20 protein-coding genes are annotated in these 15587 nt (G+C 66.5%); 13 read left to right on the top strand and 7 right to left on the bottom strand.

All coding sequences use genetic code 11. From position 1 onward, the window contains the following. Nucleotides 1–11 precede the first annotated feature (11 nt). The 3 genes from rsfS to SSA01S_RS14660 are packed head-to-tail and all read left to right on the top strand — an operon-like array spanning nucleotide 12 to nucleotide 2022. Nucleotides 12–416 (top strand): ribosome silencing factor, encoded by a 405-nt coding sequence (rsfS, locus tag SSA01S_RS14670; protein ID WP_058734175.1) that lies wholly within the window; start codon nucleotides 12–14, stop codon nucleotides 414–416. Nucleotides 417–434: 18 nt separating this feature from the next. Next, entirely contained in the window at nucleotides 435–857 is a 423-nt protein-coding gene (locus SSA01S_RS14665; RefSeq protein WP_058734176.1) for a 23S rRNA (pseudouridine(1915)-N(3))-methyltransferase RlmH, read from the top strand. Nucleotides 858–861: 4 nt separating this feature from the next. Then, a complete protein-coding gene (locus SSA01S_RS14660) occupies nucleotides 862–2022 on the top strand; it encodes a murein hydrolase activator EnvC family protein (RefSeq protein ID WP_244885687.1) in 1161 nt (386 codons plus the stop codon). A gap of 252 nt (nucleotides 2023–2274) precedes the next feature. Here SSA01S_RS14660 and SSA01S_RS14655 read toward each other — a convergent pair whose 3' ends face one another. The 4 genes from SSA01S_RS14655 to SSA01S_RS14640 all read right to left on the bottom strand — a co-directional run bounded on the left by SSA01S_RS14655 (nucleotide 2275) and on the right by SSA01S_RS14640 (nucleotide 4356). Beyond that, nucleotides 2275–2598 (bottom strand): UrcA family protein, encoded by a 324-nt coding sequence (locus SSA01S_RS14655; RefSeq protein ID WP_082795115.1) that lies wholly within the window; start codon nucleotides 2596–2598, stop codon nucleotides 2275–2277. A 173-nt stretch (nucleotides 2599–2771) separates the two neighbouring features. Continuing rightward, complete coding sequence (locus tag SSA01S_RS14650) at nucleotides 2772–3299, bottom strand: hypothetical protein (RefSeq protein ID WP_240954631.1); 528 nt, start codon at nucleotides 3297–3299, stop codon at nucleotides 2772–2774. A gap of 143 nt (nucleotides 3300–3442) precedes the next feature. Beyond that, nucleotides 3443–4087 carry a hypothetical protein gene (locus tag SSA01S_RS14645; protein WP_061780953.1) on the bottom strand — a complete coding sequence of 215 codons (645 nt, stop codon included), beginning with the start codon at nucleotides 4085–4087 and terminating at the stop codon, nucleotides 3443–3445. Next, the gene (locus SSA01S_RS14640; RefSeq protein WP_082795114.1) at nucleotides 4084–4356 is read right to left on the bottom strand and encodes a PadR family transcriptional regulator; all 273 of its coding nucleotides are present in this window, start codon (nucleotides 4354–4356) and stop codon (nucleotides 4084–4086) included. Before SSA01S_RS14640 ends, SSA01S_RS14645 begins: the two co-directional genes overlap by 4 nt. 348 nt (nucleotides 4357–4704) lie before the next feature. Here SSA01S_RS14640 and SSA01S_RS14635 point away from each other — a divergent pair, with 348 nt between their 5' ends. The 4 genes from SSA01S_RS14635 to SSA01S_RS14620 are packed head-to-tail and all read left to right on the top strand — an operon-like array spanning nucleotide 4705 to nucleotide 7578. Continuing rightward, the gene (locus tag SSA01S_RS14635) at nucleotides 4705–6054 is read left to right on the top strand and encodes a S41 family peptidase (protein WP_058734181.1); all 1350 of its coding nucleotides are present in this window, start codon (nucleotides 4705–4707) and stop codon (nucleotides 6052–6054) included. Between the two features lie 2 nt (nucleotides 6055–6056). Then, complete coding sequence (locus SSA01S_RS14630) at nucleotides 6057–6551, top strand: disulfide bond formation protein B (protein WP_061780951.1); 495 nt, start codon at nucleotides 6057–6059, stop codon at nucleotides 6549–6551. After that, nucleotides 6548–7090 carry a demethoxyubiquinone hydroxylase family protein gene (locus tag SSA01S_RS14625; RefSeq protein WP_061780950.1) on the top strand — a complete coding sequence of 181 codons (543 nt, stop codon included), beginning with the start codon at nucleotides 6548–6550 and terminating at the stop codon, nucleotides 7088–7090. Before SSA01S_RS14630 ends, SSA01S_RS14625 begins: the two co-directional genes overlap by 4 nt. A 23-nt stretch (nucleotides 7091–7113) precedes the next feature. Then, a complete protein-coding gene (locus SSA01S_RS14620) occupies nucleotides 7114–7578 on the top strand; it encodes a hypothetical protein (protein WP_061780949.1) in 465 nt (154 codons plus the stop codon). A 354-nt stretch (nucleotides 7579–7932) separates the two neighbouring features. On the opposite strand, the gene SSA01S_RS14615 is transcribed toward SSA01S_RS14620, so the two are convergent. Then, nucleotides 7933–8997, bottom strand: a complete 1065-nt coding sequence (locus SSA01S_RS14615; protein ID WP_061780948.1) for a Glu/Leu/Phe/Val family dehydrogenase — start codon at nucleotides 8995–8997, stop codon at nucleotides 7933–7935. 130 nt (nucleotides 8998–9127) lie between these two features. Here SSA01S_RS14615 and SSA01S_RS14610 point away from each other — a divergent pair, with 130 nt between their 5' ends. Next, nucleotides 9128–9598 (top strand): Lrp/AsnC family transcriptional regulator, encoded by a 471-nt coding sequence (locus tag SSA01S_RS14610; RefSeq protein WP_061780947.1) that lies wholly within the window; start codon nucleotides 9128–9130, stop codon nucleotides 9596–9598. Between the two features lie 195 nt (nucleotides 9599–9793). Then, complete coding sequence (locus SSA01S_RS14605; protein ID WP_170171460.1) at nucleotides 9794–11221, top strand: hypothetical protein; 1428 nt, start codon at nucleotides 9794–9796, stop codon at nucleotides 11219–11221. Here the strand turns inward: SSA01S_RS14605 and SSA01S_RS14600 are convergent. Further along, nucleotides 11176–11811: a DedA family protein gene (locus SSA01S_RS14600; protein WP_058715203.1), complete on the bottom strand. Its 636-nt coding sequence runs from the start codon at nucleotides 11809–11811 to the stop codon at nucleotides 11176–11178. The genes SSA01S_RS14605 and SSA01S_RS14600 overlap by 46 nt on opposite strands. A 123-nt stretch (nucleotides 11812–11934) precedes the next feature. Between SSA01S_RS14600 and SSA01S_RS14595 the strand changes: the two genes are divergently transcribed. The 4 genes from SSA01S_RS14595 to SSA01S_RS14580 all read left to right on the top strand — a co-directional run bounded on the left by SSA01S_RS14595 (nucleotide 11935) and on the right by SSA01S_RS14580 (nucleotide 13948). After that, complete coding sequence (locus tag SSA01S_RS14595; protein WP_156477833.1) at nucleotides 11935–12501, top strand: hypothetical protein; 567 nt, start codon at nucleotides 11935–11937, stop codon at nucleotides 12499–12501. A gap of 61 nt (nucleotides 12502–12562) precedes the next feature. Next, a complete protein-coding gene (locus SSA01S_RS14590) occupies nucleotides 12563–13360 on the top strand; it encodes an aldo/keto reductase (RefSeq protein WP_061780945.1) in 798 nt (265 codons plus the stop codon). Nucleotides 13361–13469: 109 nt separating this feature from the next. After that, complete coding sequence (locus SSA01S_RS14585) at nucleotides 13470–13772, top strand: ArsR/SmtB family transcription factor (RefSeq protein WP_058733147.1); 303 nt, start codon at nucleotides 13470–13472, stop codon at nucleotides 13770–13772. A 5-nt stretch (nucleotides 13773–13777) separates the two neighbouring features. Beyond that, nucleotides 13778–13948, top strand: coding sequence for a metallothionein (locus SSA01S_RS14580; RefSeq protein ID WP_058715199.1), 171 nt, complete (start codon nucleotides 13778–13780; stop codon nucleotides 13946–13948). A gap of 145 nt (nucleotides 13949–14093) precedes the next feature. On the opposite strand, the gene SSA01S_RS14575 is transcribed toward SSA01S_RS14580, so the two are convergent. Then, nucleotides 14094–15494: a UdgX family uracil-DNA binding protein gene (locus SSA01S_RS14575; protein WP_061780944.1), complete on the bottom strand. Its 1401-nt coding sequence runs from the start codon at nucleotides 15492–15494 to the stop codon at nucleotides 14094–14096. Between the last annotated feature and the right edge of the window lie 93 nt (nucleotides 15495–15587).

The raw sequence follows: 15587 nt of genomic DNA, 5'->3' as shown, positions 1-15587 counted from the left end.
CAGGAGCTCACTTGGCCACTTCCCCGCAATCGCCGCGTCCGTCCGATCCCGCCGAGGTGGAGGCGCTGCACCGCCTGATCCTCGCGTCGCTGGATGACGACCAGGCGGTGGAGACGATCTCGATCCCGCTCGCGGGCAAGTCCTCGATCGCCGATTTCATGGTGATCGCCAGCGGTCGCTCGACCCGGCAGGTCGCCTCGATGGCGATGAAGCTGGCCGAGAAGATCAAGGCTGAGTTCGGCCGTTCGGTCCGTATCGAAGGCCTGCCGACCGCCGACTGGGTGCTGATCGACGCGAACGACGTCATCGTCCACCTGTTCCGGCCCGAAGTCCGCAGCTTCTACAATCTCGAGCGCATGTGGGCGTTCGGCGATGCGCCGACCCCGCCCGCGAGTCCCGCCGACCGCAACCTCTGACGCCTTAAGAGGCCGCCCGTGCTGCTGCATATCGTCGCGCGCGGGCGGATCGGCCGTTCGCCCGAGGCCGAGCTGGTCGACCGCTATATCAAGCGGATCGGCTGGCCGACCAAGGTCACCGAACTCCCCGACACCGGCGGCAAGGTGCCGCCGCTGGAGGGACAGGTGCGTCTGGTCCTGATGGACGAGAAGGGCGAGAATCTGTCCTCGATGGACTTCGCCAAGCGACTGGAGCGCTGGCGGGACGATGGCGTGCGCGAATGCCGCTTCATGATCGGCGCGGCGGACGGGTTCGAGGATGAAGACCGGGCGCGCGCCGATTTGCTCATCTCCTATGGCCGGGCGACCTGGCCGCACATGATGGCGCGTGCGATGCTGGCCGAACAGCTGTTCCGTGCGACCAGCATCCTGGCCAACCACCCCTATCATCGCGAAGGCTAGGGGCGTGCGGTTGCGCCGGGCCATGTTGGCGATGACGGGGCTGGCGCTGCTGGGCGCGACCGACATCGCCGCCGACCAGCGCCGCCTGGCCGATGCACGGGTCGGCGCAGCGGCGGCGCAGGCGCGGGCCCAGGCGCTGGAAAAACAAGCGGGGGCCGAGCGCGATGCGGCGGCCATCGCCCAGGCCAAGGAACGCGCCATGGCCGCGCGTGTCGCGGCAGCCGAGGCGGAGGTGACGGCGGCGCGCGCGCGGGTCGATCTCGTCGCCGGGCTGCTCGAACAGCAACAGGCGCGGCTGGCCAAGGCGCAGGCACCGCTCGCGCATCTGCTCGCGGCGATGCAGAGCATGGCGGCGCGTCCCCCGGTGGCGGCGGTGGCGCAGCCGGGATCGATCGCCGATCTGGCGCATGTCCGTGCGGTCTTCGGCACCATTTCCCCCGTCATCGCCGCGCGATCGGCGGGGGTGCGCAGCGAGCTGGCGGCGACCCGCCGGGTCCAGGCGCAGATGACCGTGGCGGCGCGGGCGCTGGCCGGGACCACGACCAAGCTGGAAAGCGAACGCCAGGCGCTCGCGAAGCTGGAGGCCAGCCACCGCGACCGGGCCGAGGCGCTGGGCCAGGTGGCGGTCGACGAGTCCAACCGCGCGCTGGCGCTGGGCGAGGCGGCGCGCGACATCGTCGACCGCATGGCCGAGCGTGGCGAGGCGCAGGCGACGGCAGGCGAACTGCTGGCGCTGCCGGGACCCGTCTCGCGCCCGCTCGCCCCCGGTGTCATGGGTCCGGCCATCGCGCAGGGCACCTATCGCCTGCCGGTCAAGGGTAAGGTCGCGGGCGGCTTCGGCGAGATTTCTGACGCTGGCGTCCGCGCGCGCGGCATCACGCTGGCGACCGTGCCCTACGCCCTCGTCGTCGCGCCCGCGGGCGGTGAGGTGCGTTATGCGGGCGTGTTCCGGGGCTATGGCGGCATCGTGATCGTCAACCACGGCGCGGGCTGGACCAGTCTGGTGACGGGTCTTGGGGGCATTGCGGTCAAGCCGGGGCAGCGCGTCGCGGCGGGTGCGGTACTGGGCCGTGCAGGGCGGGGGCATAACGGTGTCGAGCCGCGCATGACCGTGGAACTGCGTCGCGACGGACGACCGATGGACATCGCCGCGATCCTGGGGTGAGGGCAGGTTTCGCATCTTTGCTGGACTATGATCCGATAAGCCGCAGGCCCGCCCCGGAATGCGATCATTTGCCCAGCCTGATCCCTCCCGTTTCGTCGTTTGCAACCGGCAATTTCGGGAAGCGAGACGGACCGATCGCTACCCGTTTGATCCTTGAGATCACATTCCTGCTGCTGACTCCCAGATTGAGGCCTGTGGGTATCGCTGGCCGTTTCGCAATCGGAAGCATCAGAGCCCGGTGGCAAGATCGGCTTACTTGTTACCGACACCTCCACGATACGCGCGGCGTACGGACGCAGGTGCTTTGTTCATGAACAAAAGGATCGCATAACCGGGGCAGTATCGAGCGCTGGCAAGATGCGGGTCAAAGATCGCAGTTTCGTCCTGCGGATCGTACGCATCGCAGAAGTCTCGAGCTGCTCGGTCTACGCGCTCCACGAGCTTGGTCCGCCCAGCCGAGGTCTCGAGCGCGAGGTCGGCGTAGCGCACCACCATGTCGGGCGGTGAATGCGGCGTCGTGCGTGGCGTGGCACAGGCGGACAGCAGAAGTGCGTTCAGGACCCATGATCTTTTCATGGCTTTGCCTTTGCATGAGGGCCGACAGCCTCCGTGGCGTGGCACGCACGCGGCTGAGACGGATGATTGTGATCGATGCCGCTCTAATGACCGGCATGCGGTTCAGACGGCTCGTCGTTGACCCCGACCCTGCCGCGCACTTGGGTGGTCGGGCCGGGGGCGCAGCCAGTACTTCAGCGCAATCGCCTGTAGTGGAAGTTGCGGACGAATGGCTCTCCCTTATCGGTCAGGCCCGCTGCGGACTCGGTCATTTCGTTGCCGTTCGCCGACACGATGTAGACCCGCACCGATCCCAGCCTCTTTGCCTTCGCGATATTGAGCACAAGCACGTTGGGTGTCGGCGTCATGACGGCCACGCTGTCCGCCTCGCTCGTTTCTCCCTCGCTGAGCGCGATCGTTCCATCTGGACGATAAGATGCCGCCATGTGCCGGACGCTGCCGTCCTGACCGGTAATGTCGACGATCATCCGCCACGTGCCCTCACCGATGTCCTGAAAGCTGTAGACGACCCGCCTGGGAGGCGGTCCGTAGGTGCTGGGCATGCGCGTCAGGTCCAATTCCCATCGCCCCATGAAAGGTGATGGCGCTGCTGCCTCTGATCGAACGCGTTCCGGTTGGGCGACGGCTTCGCTGGCGAGGCCTGCGATCGTCGCGGCAGCGGCCAGAAATATAGTTGAGCGATGTAAAGGCAAACGCAGCATGCAACCTCTCCATGGATAGCCGAGGCATCGCCTCAGCGTGGGCAATGGCTGTGATCGGCAACCCGTAGGCGTGCCTTCACCGTCTCCGGGATCATGACCCCGAAGCTTCGCATTCGATCGTCCGTCGTTCGTGGGCTAGAGGATCAGCCGGGATGCTCGGTTGGAGCGAAGCGGTGAAGCTCGGCGTACCGACGCATGATGACGAGGAGGATGGCCAGCTCGATCCCGACGACGCAGCCCTGCAAGAGCGCCTGACGGCTATCGAGGAAGAACACTCCCATGAAGATGACGAGCGTGGTCATTCCGGCCAGCGTCCACAACGACCAGCGAAGCGCGCTGGACCAGTCGCGCTCCAGCAGCGACCATGCGAGCCGCAGGTGCCCGGCCCCAGCCATGAGTTGAACGAGCGCCATTGCCGGAATGGCTCCCAGATAGGTGGGGCGCAGCAACGCCTCATGGGAACCGCCGACGAGGAGCGCACCCGGAAGGCCATGCTGATCGGGATAGAGATAGGGGAAGCCCAAGACCGCGCAGCCGATCTCGATCGTGGCCATCGGAACCATGATGCCCAGCGCGACGGCATAGCTAGTGAGGACGAACCGTCCTGCAGCGCTGCCCAACATTTCCCGCCACGCCGCAACGAAACAGCCAGCCGCAAAGGATAGTCCCTGCCCCTCGGCGGCTGCGCTATGATATTCGGCATTCATCGCCTGGGACCAGGTTTGACGGTCCTCACCCATGCACGCCGTGGCGATCGCCATGATCGCCTGGGACAATGACATCCTCATGCCAGCACCTCCTTGCTGGAAAGTGTCCCGTCTCCGCTGGTCAGTTCCATCGCCAGCGCGAAACCGTTCGCGGTCAGTCGATAGAAATGGCGGGGCGGGCGTCCGGGTTGCGCAGGCTCGCGCCATTCGGCCTCGACCAGCCCGTTGTCGCTCATCCGCATCAAGAGGGGATAGAGCGTGCCCGATGACAACCCCGTGTCCTTCAATAGGTCATAGCCGTGGCGCCATTCGCTGCGCTGGGCCGACAGGGCCGCCAAGAGGAGGCGCATCTGTTTCGAGGGTTGCCTGTTCCGTGCCATGCCGAATGACAACATATGTAGAATTAAGAGTCAACGGGATTTGTCTGTTGCGCGCCGTGGTGCCGTCTGGGTCCGGAGCGTGGGACAATGGAGGGCGCTTCGCGCCGTCTTTTCTTTCCCATCTCCCATCCAATTGGAATTCTGGAACCGCTCCATGTTCCCGGTCCACCATATTTTGGGAATTGTACAGCATAGGCCCTGGCCGTTCGTCATCCCCGATAGCCCACCCCGCTCACCCCTCGTTCAGCACGGTTGCGCTTTGATTGCGTCCGGCTTCCCGCTACACAGGCGGACCGCTTATCTGGTCCAGGACCCTCGATGCCCCGTTCGTTTGCGAAACGTCCGCTTCTGACTGCTACTGCCATCGTCGGCGCGCTAGCCATGGTGCCGATCACGACCTCCGCGATGGCGGCGGTGGACAGCTCGACCGTGCGGCAGTTCGACCGGTTCCTCGACGTGTATAACCGGATCAAGGCCGATTATGTCGACAAGGTCGACGACGACACGTTGATCAAGGGTGCGATCCAGGGGATGCTGGCTTCGCTCGACCCGCATAGCAGCTATGTCGACGCGCTCGACTTCGACAACCTGAAGATCCAGACCGAGGGCAATTATGGCGGTCTGGGCCTGACCGTCTCGATGGAGGATGGCGCGATCAAGGTCATCGCGCCGCAGGAGGATACCCCGGCGGGCCGTGCGGGCGTGAAGTCGGGCGACTATATCACCCATATCGACGGCAAGCTGATCTATGGCCAGTCGCTGGACGAAGCGATCGGCCAGATGCGCGGCAAGCCTGGCACCAAGATCAAGCTGACCATCGTGCGCCCCGGCCGCGACAAGCCGATCGAGCTGACCCTGACCCGCGAGGTCATCGTCCAGCGCCCGGTGAAGTGGGAGGTGCGCGGCGATGTCGGCTATATCAACATCAACACCTTCTCCGAGAATACCGGTGCCGACACCCGCGCGGCGATCATGGCGATCGACAAGGCGCTGGGCCATCGGCCGCTGGGCTATGTCGTCGACCTGCGCGACAATGGCGGTGGCCTGCTGACCCAGGCGATCGCGGTCAGCGACGCCTTTCTCGACCACGGCGAGATCGTGTCGCAGCGCGGGCGCGAGAAGTCGGATATCGAGCGTTACTACGCCAAGCCCGGCGACGATGCGCATGGCCTGCCCGTCATCGTGCTGACCAATTCGGGCACCGCCTCGGCGTCGGAGATCGTGGCGGGCGCGCTGCAGGATCACCACCGCGCGCTCATCATGGGCGAGCGCAGCTTCGGCAAGGGCTCGGTGCAGACGCTGCTGCCGCTGGGGCCGGAGACGGCGCTGCGCCTGACCACCGCGCGTTACTATACGCCGTCGGGCCGGTCGGTGCAGGAGGGCGGGATCGAGCCGGACATCAAGGTGCCCGAAATCTCCGATCCCGATTACAAGACGCGCCCCGTCTTCCGCGAGGCCGATCTGCGCCGCCACCTGATCAACGAGGTGAAGGCCGATAACGCGATCCTGGAAGAGGATACCAAGACCGACCCGCGCTTTACGATGACGCCGGAGCAGCTGAAGAAGCAGGGGATCGAGGACTTCCAGCTCTATTACGCGCTGAAGACCATCGCCCGCCTGGGCGGTCCGGCCCAGATCGCCGCCGCCACCAAGCCGCCGGTAAAGTGACCATGGCCGTCACCCGCACCCGCAACGAATGCCTGGCGAACTGGATCGCCTTTGGCCTGCCCGTCGCGCTGCTGGCGGGGGCGTGGGGCAGCCAGCTGTTCGGCGGCCTCTACCCGTGCGAGATGTGCCATTGGCAGCGTTGGCCGCATTATGCCGCGCTGGTGCCCGCCTTCCTCGCCTTCTTCGTGCCCCAGCGCAGCGTCCGGGGATCGCTTGTCATCCTCGCGGCGTTGTTGATCGCGGTGTCGGGGGCGATCGGTGTCGCCCATGCCGGGGTCGAATATGGCTGGTGGCAGGGCTTTACCGCCTGCACCTCGACGGTGAGTTTCACGGGCGGGAGCGCCGCCGACCGGTTGAATGCGATCCTGAAGGCGCCGGTCATCCGTTGCGATGTCGCGCAATGGACCTTGGGCGGGATTTCGCTCGCCGGGTTCAACGCGATCTTCTCGCTGGGTGGTGCGGCGGCGATCCTGGTGTTGATGAGGAAGGCACGATGAGCCAGCTCCGCTGGATGCCGGGCGACCGGCGGGAATCGATGAAGGCTATGGTCCGCGTCGACCAGGCCGGGGAATATGGCGCGACCCGCATCTATGCCGGGCAGCTGGCGGTACTGGGCGACCGCCATCCATTCGCGCGCGCGATCCATCACATGGCCGAGCAGGAAGAGCGCCACCGCGCCTTTTTCGATCGGATGATCGCCGAGCGCCGCGTGCGTCCGACGCTGTTCCAGCCCTTTTGGGACAAGGCGGGCTTTGCGCTGGGCGCAGTGACGGCGGCGATCGGGCCCAAGGCGGCGATGGCGTGCACGGCGGCGGTCGAGACCGAGATCGACAAACATTACCAGGCGCAGCGCGATCAACTGGGCGACAGCGATCCGGAACTGTCCGACGCCATTGCCGATTTCCAGGCCGAGGAGTTGGAGCATCGCGACCATGCGCTGGGCGCGGGCGCGGAGGAGGCGATCGCCTATCCGCTGCTGTACGGATTGATCCGGGCGGGCTGCAAGGTTGCCATCGCGGCGGCCAAGCGGGTCTGACCGGGCGAAGCGGGAGAGAGAGGATGAGCAACCGAGCATGGACCGCTGCGCTGCTGGCTGCGACGATGATCGCGGGCCCGGCGATGGCGCAACAGGTCGCGGCCCCGGGCGCGATCAAGCCCAAGCCGGTGCAGGCGCCGGGCGAGGTGTCGCGCAACGCCCCCATCAATGGCGTGCTGACCCTGTTCGGCAATGAACGGTGCCCAACCGACAATCAGGGCAACGAGATCGTCGTCTGTGTCCGGCGCGGTGCGGAGGAGCAGTTCCGCGTGCCCAAGGAACTGCGCGAGCTTCAGGTGACGCCGGAGAATGAAAGCTGGGCGGCGCGCGCCACTGGCACGCTGAACGAGGGCACGGGCGTCAACAGCATCGGCAGCTGCTCGGCGGTCGGCGCGGGCGGCGCGACCGGTTGCTTCGCCCAGCGCGTCCGCGAAAACCGCGCGGCCAACGCCCAGCGCCAGCGGGACGAGACGCCGCGTAATCCGTGATCCACGGAGCGCGCTGCCATAGATGGCTTTATGGCCAATCGATATTGATGAAGCCCATCTTTCCCCTCTCCCCTGGATAGGGGAGAGGGTTAGCGGAGCTTGCCAGCCTGCTGGCTAGCGCAGCTTGGGTGAGGGGTTGAGCGAGACAACGGCTCGCACGCTCGCATTGCGAGCGCTTCACCCTCACCCAGCTCCGACTAAGCCTTTGCTTTCGCAAAGGCCCAGTCTGCGCAACCCTCTCCCCTCTACGAGGGGCGAGGGAAGGGGGCATCTCCGACTTTCGAGTAGCCTGGGGTGGAAACCACCGCCCTCGGCTGAGGTCCTGCCACTTCCCCTCGCAGCAAAAGAATAGTCTTACGCCGCCGCCTGGATGCGCGGGGCATTGGCGATCCGGTCGAGCGCCATGGCCCGCGCCGCCTGATGCGGGGTGACGCCATCGCGTTCGGCGCGGGCCAGGACGGCCTTCATGCGCGGGCCGATGGCCAGGACGCGGCGACGCACCTCGGCGGCGCGCCAGCCCAGATATTCCCCCGCCACATTCACGATGCCGCCCGCATTGACCAGGAAATCGGGGGCGTAGAGCACGCCCCGCGCCGCCAGCGTCCGGGCCACCTCTTCATCGGCCAGCTGGTTGTTCGCCGCGCCGCACACCACCGATGCGCGCAGCCCCGCGACCGTTGGCGCATCCAGCACCGCGCCCAGTGCGCAGGGGGCCAGCACATCGACCTTGGCGGACAGCAACGCGCGGCTGCTCATCACCATCGCGCCGAACCGGTCGGCGGCGCGGGCGGCGACCTCGCTGCGTGGCTCGGCCAGGACCAGCTTCGCGCCCTCCTGATGCAGCATCTCGCACAGCGCGAAGCCGACATGGCCCAGCCCCTGCACCGCCACCGTCACCTCGGACAGTTCGGCGCCCAGCCGGTGGCGGACCGCGACCCGCATCGCCTGCAACACGCCCAGCGCGGTCCAGGGCGAGGGATCGCCACCCGGTTGGCCACGCCGGGCCGGAAGCCCCGCGACATGGCGGGTTTCGCGGGCGACGCTTTCCATGTCCGCCACGCCGGTTCCGACATCCTCGGCGGTGACATAGCGGCCCTTGAGCGCGGCGACCTCCCGGCCGAAGGTGCGGAACAGCGCCTCGCGGTCGAAGGGGCCGTCGGGCAGGCAGATCACCGCCTTGCCCCCGCCAAAGGGCAATTCGGCCAGCGCATTCTTCAGCGCCATGCCCTCGGCCAGCCGCAACGCATCGACCGTGGCGGCCTGCTTGCCCGCATAGCGCCACACCCGGCACCCGCCCGCCGCCGGGCCGAGCGCCGTCGAGTGCAGGACGATCACGCCGCTTGCGCCGCTGGCCCGGTCGTAAAAGGTCACCACCTCTTCGGGAGGCAGGCTGAGATGGTCGTGCGAGGCGAGGGACATGCTGGTTTTCCGATCCGTTCCGATGGCGGTGAAACTAGCGGGATCGACCGGGCAAAGCTGACCCGATTTGGCGGTGTTATGTCGCTAGACAGGTTGATTGATCCCAGGATCGGCGATTAGAAGGTCAATTATGCCGCATGACCTCGATATCTGGGAACGTCGTATCCTCGCTTTGCTGCAGGAGGATGCGAGTCTGTCCACCGCCGCGATTGCCGAGGCAGTGGGGCTGTCGGCCTCGCCCTGCTGGCGGCGGATCGACCGGCTGGAGCGCGACGGGATCATCAAGCGCCGCGTCGCGCTGGTCGACCGCGCCAAGGTGGGGCTGAAGGCGCAGATCTTCGCGCAGGTGAAGCTCAACGCGCATGGCCGCGCCAATCTGGACCAGTTCACCGCCGCGATCCGGGAACTGCCCGAGGTGATGGAATGTCACGTCCTGATGGGGGCGGTCGACTTCATGCTGCGCATCGTCGCGGCGGACATCGAATCCTATGAGCGGTTGTTCTTCGAGAAGCTGTCCAACCTGCCCGGCGTACAGGAAATCAACTCGACGGTCGCCCTGTCGGAGATCAAGTCGACCACCTCGCTGCCGATTTCGGCATAGTCGCGATTCTTCCCGGCACTGGGAGGGGGACCGCCGCGAAGCGGTGGGGGAGGGGGCGTGCGGACAAATACGACGCTTGCGGCAGATATCCCTCCGTCAGCGCTTTGCGCTGCCACCTCCCCGTGCCGGGGAGGATTGGGCATTGCTCCGTCGCTCTCGCCCCGGTAGCGGCGGGGCGCAACAGGGAGTGATCCGATGGCGCGGTGGCGGGAATGGCGCGCGGGCTTGGGTGGCATTCGGGTGGGATTGTTCCTGCTGGTCTGGTTTTCCTGCGCCTGGTTCGGGTCGTGGGAGTTCAATCCCAACAATGCCACTCGCCTGTTCGCCACGATCCGCATGGTCGAGGACGGGACCGCGACCATCGATCCGCTGGCGCACCTGACCATCGACAAGGCGCAGTTCGGGGCGCACGCCTATCTCGACAAGGCACCGGGCATGACCCTGATGGCGCTGGCCCCCGTGGCGCTGACCGACCTGGTCACCGGCGACCGGGCGGCGCGGCATGACCCGACGCCGATCGATCCGGGCTTCGTCGCGTATCTGAAGCTGCGCACCCGTGTGGCCGCCGCCACCGGCTCGGCGCTGCTGACCGCTATCGCCGCCGTTCTGCTTTTCGATCTGGCGCTCGGCCTGACGGGCAGCGCGGGGGCGGCGCTGTTTGCCAGCCTGGCTTATGCGCTGGGCACACCGATCTGGGGCTATTCGACCACGCTGCTCGGCCATGCCAGCGTCGCGGCGCTGTTCGTCATCGCACTGGTCGGCGTGGCAAGGGGCGGGGCACGCTGGCTGGCGGTGGCCGGGTTGGCGCTCGGCTGGGCGGTGGTGGTCGAATATCAGGCGGTGCTGGCGGGGTCGGTCATCGGGCTATGGGCGCTGTGGCGCTGCCGGGCCCAGCCTCGGGCGCTGGTGCCGTTCCTCGCCGCCGGGCTGGTCGGGCTGATACCGCTGCTGGCTTATAATCTCTTCGCGTTCGGCACGGTGTTCCGGATCGGCTATTCGGGCGTGGTCGGGTTCGAGGGGATGAACCAGGGGCTGTTCGGGCTGACCTTTCCTCGTATGGCGGTGCTGCGCGCGATTTTGCTGGAGCCGGCGCGCGGGCTGCTTTGGGTGGCGCCGATCCTGTTCCTTGCGCCGCTTGGTCTGGGGCTGTTGGTGGAGACGCGGGCGACGCGCGGGCTGGCGCTGACGGCGGCCGGAGTGGTGGTGGTCGCGCTGCTGGTCAACGCGGCCTATGTCTATTGGGACGGCGGCAACGCCACGGGGCCGCGCCATGCCATGCCGCTGGCGGGGGTGCTGGCGCTGGGGCTGGCACCCTTGTGGGTCGCGGTGCGCGTGGCATGGGCGCGGGGACTGCTCGCCGTCCTGTTGCTGGTGTCGATCGCGATCAACCTGACCATCGCCTCGGCCGAGATCTTCGCCCCGCCGCCCTTTCGCTGGGCCTGGTGGCAGGCGGTGATGCAGCAGCGCTTCCTGGCGGGCGACCTGCGCACCATCCCCTCCGAGTGGTGGGGATGGACCACCTGGCACGGCCTCTATCTCTGGGCGGCGGTCGCGGTCCCGCTCGCCCTGTGGCTGATTCAGTCCTGTGCGCGCTTCAGCCCACGCACCCGGTGCCAGACGTAAAGGCCGATCAGCACGACCAGCACGATGCCGATCGCCAGGTCGGCGCGGTGGAAGAACGCCTTCACCCGGGGGTCGGAATCCCATTTCTCGCCCAGCTCGCGCCCGACGATGGCCAGCACCAGGCAGAAGGGCCAGCTGCCGATAAAGGTGTAGAGGTGGAAGGGGACGAGCTTCATCCGCGCCACCCCGGCCGGAAAGGCGATGAAGGTGCGGATGACCGGCAGCAGCCGCCCGATCAGCACCGCGATCGAGCCATAGCGCGCGAAGAAGCGGTCGGCGGCGTCCAGCTCGCCCGGCCCGATCAGCAGATACTTGCCCCAGCGCTCGGCAACCGGCCGCCCGCCGCGCTTGCCGATCTCATAGGCGACGACCGAACCCAGATTGCAGCCCAGCGCCCCCGCCGTCGCGGCGAGGTACAGGTTGAACTGCCCCGTCGACACCAGATAGCCTGCGAACGGCATGATGATCTCGGAGGGCAGCGGGATGCATGCGCTCTCGATCGCCATCAACAGGGTGATGCCCAGATAGCCGCCCGTCGAGATGACCCAGATGGCAAAGCTCGCCAGTGCGGAAAGAATATGTTCGACCATGGGGCCAGCGACTTGCGCGATCGGGGGGCGGGGGTCAATCGGAACCGGACGGCTGCGGCTGTCTGCTTCGGGACAGCGGGCGGGGACTTGCCGGGGCATTTTCTCCTGCGATAGATGGGGCGCATGATGGTTCAGGCCCTTTTCGCGCTGTGGCTGGCGGCCGCACCGCTTCCCGCCGCCTCGGATGCCGAGGTCGATCCCGCGACGATCAATGTCGTCGATGCGATCGACTGTCGGTTGAATACCGACAGCTATGGCGCGCTGACCATGGCGCTGGACGAAGAGGCGAAGCGGCGCGGCTGGCGGCCGGTCGAGGGCAAGAATCCCTTCCTGCAGGAATATGAACTGCCGCAACCGATCCGCGTCGGTGAGGGCTGGACCACGCGCCGCATCGCCTTCAGCGCCAATGCGCTGCTCGCGATCCTGGACATTGCCGATCCGAAGACGGTGGCCGACCGTATCGGCGTCACCAACACCCTGCCCGACCTGTCGGAACAGGGTGTCGCGGCCAAGTTCCTGGGCCAGCATGTCGTCAGCGACGAGACCGTCCTGCCCAAGGGCGAGGAAAAGTTCGGCACGCACAGCATCATTGCCCGATCCGTGTCGACCGTCACCAGCCATCCGGGTAAGACGCTCTATGGCTGTTCCTATGCCACCGACGTCATCGGTCGGGACGGCAAGCCGATCTGATCGCGGGGCGGGCGCAGGGCGCACCGGGAACCGGGCGGTGGCCCTGCCGGTTGGACGGCCCATGACGAAGCTGACCCTGAATGACGGCCGCAGCCTGCCCCAGCTGGGGCTGGGCACCTATCAAATCCCGGATTCGCAGGTGGCCGCCGTGGTCCGGCGCGGGCTCGACACCGGATACCGGCTGGTCGACACCGCCGCCATCTATGGCAATGAACGCGGCGTGGGTGAAGGGTTTCAGGGGGCGGATGCCTTCCTGACCACCAAGTTGTGGAACGGCCGCCACCGCGATGCCGAAGCGGCGCTGGACGAGAGCCTGGCTCTGCTGGGTGTCGAGGCGGTGGACCTGTATCTGATCCACTGGCCGGTTCCGGCCGAGGACGCCTATGTCGAGGCGTGGCAGAGCCTGATCGCTTTGCGGGACGCGGGCAAGGCGAAGTCGATCGGCGTGTCCAACTTCCTGCCCGAGCATCTCGATCGGATCATCGATGCGACCGGTGTGGTGCCTGCGGTCAACCAGATCGAACTCCATCCCCGTTTCCAGCAACGTGAGGCACGCGCCTATCATCAGGCCAAGGGCATCGTGACCCAGAGCTGGAGCCCGTTGGGGCAGGGCGGCGAGTTGCTGAAGACGCCGGAGATCATGAAGATCGCGGAGAAGCATGGCCGCTCGGCGGCACAGGTGGTGCTGGCCTGGCATCTCGCGCATGGCCTGCCCGTCATCCCCAAGGCGGCGGACGCGGACCACATGGCCGACAATTTCGCTGCGACCGAACTGACGCTGGATGACGAGGATATGGCGGCGATCGACGCCCTGGACAATGCGGATGGACGGATCGGGCCCGACCCGCGCGAGATGTGAAGCTCCCACGCGATGCCCAGGCCTTTCCTTGCGGCGCTAGCGTCGGAATCTCGGTTGACAGCAAGCGACATATGAAAATATTAGGATACGTTCATATGTTGATATTTGCATGACTCCGGATGAGGGCGCGTTGTTGGCCGATGTGTTTCGTCTTTTGGGCGAACCCAATCGGCTGAGGTTGGTGGTCGCGTGTCTGGACGGACCGCGTACCGTAGGCGAACTGACGCAAAAGGTTGGCGTGAGCCAGAGCCTGGTTTCGCAGCATCTTCGTCTGCTGCGCGCGGGCCGTCTGCTCAAGCAGAGTCGGCAGGGGCGAAACGTCCTTTACGAGCTGCCCGACTGCCACATCCGCACCATGCTGACCAACATGATGGACCACGTGCTCGAACCCGATTCCGTAGATGAGGAGTAAGTCAAATGGCCGTTACCGTTGATCAAGTGAAATGCGCCTGCGCCGATTGTGTCTGCATCGTCAGCGTCAACAACGCGATCGAAGCCGAAGGCCGCAGCTTCTGCAGCGATGCCTGCGCCCAGCATCATGAAGGCGGCAATGGTTGCGATCATGCCGGTTGCACCTGCCACGGCTAATGAATTTCGAAGGCCGGGCACCCAGTGTCCGGCCTTTTCTTCGCCCATGCTCAGCAGAGGCCGAAGCCCAGAAGATGTGGGTGTCGAACGGCTTCGGGCTTATGGGTTCGGTGCCGTGATCGTAACCGCCGAAGGGCCGCCGCGGTCAGGCCGACAGGGCTTCCGCCGCGAGTTTCAGGTCCTCGACGAATCGCTTATATTCCACCTCCTTCGCCGCCGGGTCGGGCAGGCGGAGCAGGTAGCTCGGGTGGACGGTGATGAAGGCGGTGCCGCCATCGGGTAGGGTCAAAGCCTTGCCCCGTTCGCGGCCGATGGTCATCGGCTTGCCGAACAGCGAACGCGCCGCCGTCGCGCCGAGCGCCACCGTCACCTGCGGCTGGATCAGTAGGCGTTCCTGCTCGACCCACCACCGGCAGGCCTGGATTTCCCCGGCATTGGGGGAGCTGTGGATACGGCGCTTGCCGCGCGGCTCGAATTTAAAATGCTTGACCGCGTTGGTGACGTAAGCGGTCGCCCGGTCGATCCCGGCTTCCGCCACGGCGCGGTCGAACACCTGTCCGGCCGGGCCGACAAAGGGGCGGCCCGCCAGGTCCTCTTGGTCGCCGGGCTGTTCGCCGACAAACATCAGGGCGGCATCGACCGGGCCCTCGCCGAACACGGTCTGGGTCGCGGGCGCATGGAGCGGGCAGCGGGTGCAGGTCATCGCCTCGTCCCGGAGCGCGGCCCAGGCCGCTTGCGCATTGCCGCCGCGCCCGGTTCGCACATCCGTCTTGGCCGTTGCGATCATACCCGTCTCCCGTGCCTGTGCGCCCGCGATCAATTCCGAGACCAACGCGGTTTCCGGCATGTTTTTCCAATATTTGCGCGGCATCTCCTTGAGCATCGCACCGATTTTCACGCGGGCGGGATTGAAGATGCTGGCATAATAGGTCTTCCACACCGCCTCGGTCGGGTCGCCCTCCGGCGCATCCGCCTTGGTCGCGCCCGGACCTTCGGCGAGCGTCTTGCCGTCCCAGTAGAGCGAGACCTCCGGCGTCAGGATCGACCAGCGCATCGTGGAGAAGCGGTTGACGAAGAACGCCGCATTGGCGCGCACGATATGATGCTCGGGCTCGAACCAGGCGACATAGCGCGGGCCATCGTCATCCTCGGTTTCGCGGAAACGCAGAAAGGCACGCATCTTGTGGATGTCGCGCCGCACCGCCTTGGCCAGGCGGTCGAGGCGACGGATCAGCGGATCGGCCTGATCCTCGATCAGTCGGGGCTGGCGGCGCAAACGGTCGAGCGCGGTGTGGAGCAGCGCGAAACGCTCCGGGTCGTTGGACAGGATAACGCTGCGCGCGAGGTCGATGAAGCCGCGCGATACATTAAAGCGGGGGGCGGTGGTGGCCGGATTGTCCTCGGCAACCGCACCGAACAGATCGGCGGGCTGCTCGCCGACCTGCCACACGACCTGATCGGGCGGCACGCTGTCGGCGATCAACCCGCGCGCGGCATCGCGCCAAGCGTCGAAGTCGTCGGGGGCGGAGAGGGTTATGATGCGCATGGTGCTTCAATCCTCCCCGGCACGGGGAGGTGGCAGGCCGCAGGCCTGACGGAGGGGGCGTGCCACACGGGTCATCCTTCGCGGCAAGCCCCC

It is taken from the genome of Sphingomonas sanguinis NBRC 13937, from assembly GCF_001591005.1.
GTDB lineage: Bacteria > Pseudomonadota > Alphaproteobacteria > Sphingomonadales > Sphingomonadaceae > Sphingomonas > Sphingomonas sanguinis.
Note: the sequence above shows the minus strand (reverse complement) of the source record. Positions and strands in the feature narration are given on the sequence as shown.

What these genes read in the sequence shown, in the direction of transcription:
- SSA01S_RS14655 (WP_082795115.1), bottom strand. Translation starts at nt 2,598, where the DNA reads ATGAAAAGATCATGGGTCCTGAACGCACTTCTGCTGTCCGCCTGTGCC.
- SSA01S_RS14650 (WP_240954631.1), bottom strand. Translation starts at nt 3,299, where the DNA reads ATGCTGCGTTTGCCTTTACATCGCTCAACTATATTTCTGGCCGCTGCC.
- SSA01S_RS14645 (WP_061780953.1), bottom strand. Translation starts at nt 4,087, where the DNA reads ATGAGGATGTCATTGTCCCAGGCGATCATGGCGATCGCCACGGCGTGC.
- SSA01S_RS14640 (WP_082795114.1), bottom strand. Translation starts at nt 4,356, where the DNA reads ATGCGCCTCCTCTTGGCGGCCCTGTCGGCCCAGCGCAGCGAATGGCGC.
- SSA01S_RS14635 (WP_058734181.1), top strand. Translation starts at nt 4,705, where the DNA reads ATGCCCCGTTCGTTTGCGAAACGTCCGCTTCTGACTGCTACTGCCATC.
- SSA01S_RS14630 (WP_061780951.1), top strand. Translation starts at nt 6,057, where the DNA reads ATGGCCGTCACCCGCACCCGCAACGAATGCCTGGCGAACTGGATCGCC.
- SSA01S_RS14625 (WP_061780950.1), top strand. Translation starts at nt 6,548, where the DNA reads ATGAGCCAGCTCCGCTGGATGCCGGGCGACCGGCGGGAATCGATGAAG.
- SSA01S_RS14620 (WP_061780949.1), top strand. Translation starts at nt 7,114, where the DNA reads ATGAGCAACCGAGCATGGACCGCTGCGCTGCTGGCTGCGACGATGATC.
- SSA01S_RS14615 (WP_061780948.1), bottom strand. Translation starts at nt 8,997, where the DNA reads ATGTCCCTCGCCTCGCACGACCATCTCAGCCTGCCTCCCGAAGAGGTG.
- SSA01S_RS14610 (WP_061780947.1), top strand. Translation starts at nt 9,128, where the DNA reads ATGCCGCATGACCTCGATATCTGGGAACGTCGTATCCTCGCTTTGCTG.
- SSA01S_RS14605 (WP_170171460.1), top strand. Translation starts at nt 9,794, where the DNA reads ATGGCGCGGTGGCGGGAATGGCGCGCGGGCTTGGGTGGCATTCGGGTG.
- SSA01S_RS14600 (WP_058715203.1), bottom strand. Translation starts at nt 11,811, where the DNA reads ATGGTCGAACATATTCTTTCCGCACTGGCGAGCTTTGCCATCTGGGTC.
- SSA01S_RS14595 (WP_156477833.1), top strand. Translation starts at nt 11,935, where the DNA reads ATGATGGTTCAGGCCCTTTTCGCGCTGTGGCTGGCGGCCGCACCGCTT.
- SSA01S_RS14590 (WP_061780945.1), top strand. Translation starts at nt 12,563, where the DNA reads ATGACGAAGCTGACCCTGAATGACGGCCGCAGCCTGCCCCAGCTGGGG.
- SSA01S_RS14585 (WP_058733147.1), top strand. Translation starts at nt 13,470, where the DNA reads ATGACTCCGGATGAGGGCGCGTTGTTGGCCGATGTGTTTCGTCTTTTG.
- SSA01S_RS14580 (WP_058715199.1), top strand. Translation starts at nt 13,778, where the DNA reads ATGGCCGTTACCGTTGATCAAGTGAAATGCGCCTGCGCCGATTGTGTC.
- SSA01S_RS14575 (WP_061780944.1), bottom strand. Translation starts at nt 15,494, where the DNA reads ATGCGCATCATAACCCTCTCCGCCCCCGACGACTTCGACGCTTGGCGC.